This window comes from Chamaesiphon sp. OTE_20_metabat_361, from assembly GCF_031364565.1.
The window spans coordinates 1-1986 of record NZ_JANLWO010000509.1 but is presented as its reverse complement, the minus strand read 5'-3'; the positions used below and the strand labels follow the sequence as shown (position 1 = coordinate 1986).

The following is a 1986-nucleotide window of genomic DNA, read 5'->3' as shown; positions in this document are numbered from 1 at the left end:
CGGTTACTCGGCGGATATGCGTTTGTGGCTGAGGGGATTCCGGTGGCGACTGGGGCGGCGTTTGCGAGTAAATATCGCCGTGAGGCACTGGGCGATGCGAGTTCGGATCTGGTTTCGGCTTGCTTCTTTGGCGATGGGGCGGCTAATAACGGTCAGTTCTTTGAATGCCTGAACATGGCAGCGTTGTGGAAGTTGCCAATGCTCTATGTCGTCGAAAATAATAAGTGGGCGATCGGGATGTCTCACGAACGGGCGACATCGGTACCGGAAATCTATACCAAAGGTGCTGCCTTCGGGATGCACGGCGTTCAAGTCGATGGGATGGATGTCTTGGCCGTCTACAGCGTCGCTAAAGAGGCAGTCGCTCGCGCTCGTGCGGGGGAAGGGCCAACGCTAATTGAAGCCCTCACGTACCGTTTTCGCGGCCATTCCTTGGCAGATCCCGACGAACTGCGTCCGAAGGAAGAAAAAGAGTTTTGGTTTGCCCGCGATCCGATTAAAAAGTTGGCAAATTATTTAATTGCTGAAGGGTTAGTTACTACCGAAGAACTAGCCGCACTCGATCGCGAAGTACAGGCAGTAGTCGATGATTCGGTCGAGTTTGCGGAAAATAGTCCCGAACCCGATCCGAGCGAATTGCGGCGTTATATCTTTGCTGAAGATTAGTTAACCGAGCGGTTACTGCTAGTGAGAGGGTGTTGGAAAAGTCTTATTGGCTTCGATCGTAGATCTAAATCCCCCTGTCTTGTCTCCCTAAACCGTCGGGAAACAGAGGCGTGCGGGAGCCGCTAAATCCCCCTTTTCAAGGGGGACTTTGAATCCGGTTCCCCCCTTTCCAAGGGGGACTAGGGGGATTTCTAGGGTTTGCGCTTAACAGGTCAGACTTTTCAGACATCATCTCACTAAAGGCAACCGCTATTTAACAGCCCGCCATAACTCAAAAGTAGTCACCTAGAACAGCTACCGAGCTTACCAATTCGGGCGATAACTGGTGTTGGTTGATGTACAAAAAATTGCCCCAATTGTTATTGATATTATGTAGTAGTTGCGCTCACTCCCCGATCGAGGGAGCCGCACAGAGTCAGCCACTTACAAAGCTACCCAACCTAGCACCCGTGATGCAGGCAAGTGCCATCGAAATCCACAATGATTGGAATGGCTACTCAGACATCACCCCAGTTTTGCGTCACTATAAATTCCGCCGCCACCAGGATAAATTCGTTGGTAATGCTCACATTGCCATCGGTGGTTATGGTGCAGCCGGAGTTCATCAACAGCAGACAAAAAAGATCGCGATCCCTGCTGCGATCGGTACCAAATTCTTGACAACTCTGGCGCAAACACCGCTCCGAGTCGGCAGCTATCAGCCCCAGCTCGATCGCCGCGATGATTATCCGTCGATTAAAATTAAACTGCAAATCGATCGGCAACAAGTGACCTTTAGTTCGCAATCGCAAGCAGCTAATTATATCCCCTGGAAAGTGACGATCGAACGCGACCATCGCACCACTGAATATATTAGTAATTCGCCACTTCCAGCCCAAGCACTCCAACTCCTAAATCCCTATCTCAACTTGTCAGGAATCGATCGGGTTATTCAACGGCGGCGACTGCCAAATGCAAACATCATTCATCGCCCTAAATAACGATTATATTGGTGAAAAAATTTTAAAACAACGCAGTTTAGATCTCGATCGGACGTGACAATCGATCTCATCGTCCACAAAGATAGTAGGATACATAAGTAAGAGATCCAGTCCGCAGGAACTAACTCATCGCGGCAACCATCTTGAACACCTAACCCGAACGGGTGAAGTCATCGTTTCGATCGCTGTAATTTTGAGCGCGCACACCGTATGCTACCAATTGCCCCAGATACTCTTTTGCAGCAACGTTACCGCATTCTCAATTTACTTGAAGATGACACATTGGGGCGGACGTATCTGGCAACCGATAGCGGTCGTGCTGATGCCTACTGCGCGTTAG

The 1986-nt window shown here is 49.9% G+C and carries 2 protein-coding genes; both read left to right on the top strand.

The genetic code is table 11. From position 1 onward, the window contains the following. Positions 1-666 (top strand): thiamine pyrophosphate-dependent enzyme (locus RMO35_RS14840; protein ID WP_309742105.1); only part of this gene is annotated, 666 nt, incomplete at its 5' end. A 332-nt stretch (positions 667-998) separates the two neighbouring features. After that, the gene (locus tag RMO35_RS14835; protein WP_309742104.1) at positions 999-1646 is read left to right on the top strand and encodes a hypothetical protein; all 648 of its coding nucleotides are present in this window, start codon (positions 999-1001) and stop codon (positions 1644-1646) included. The last annotated feature ends 340 nt before the right edge of the window (positions 1647-1986 follow it).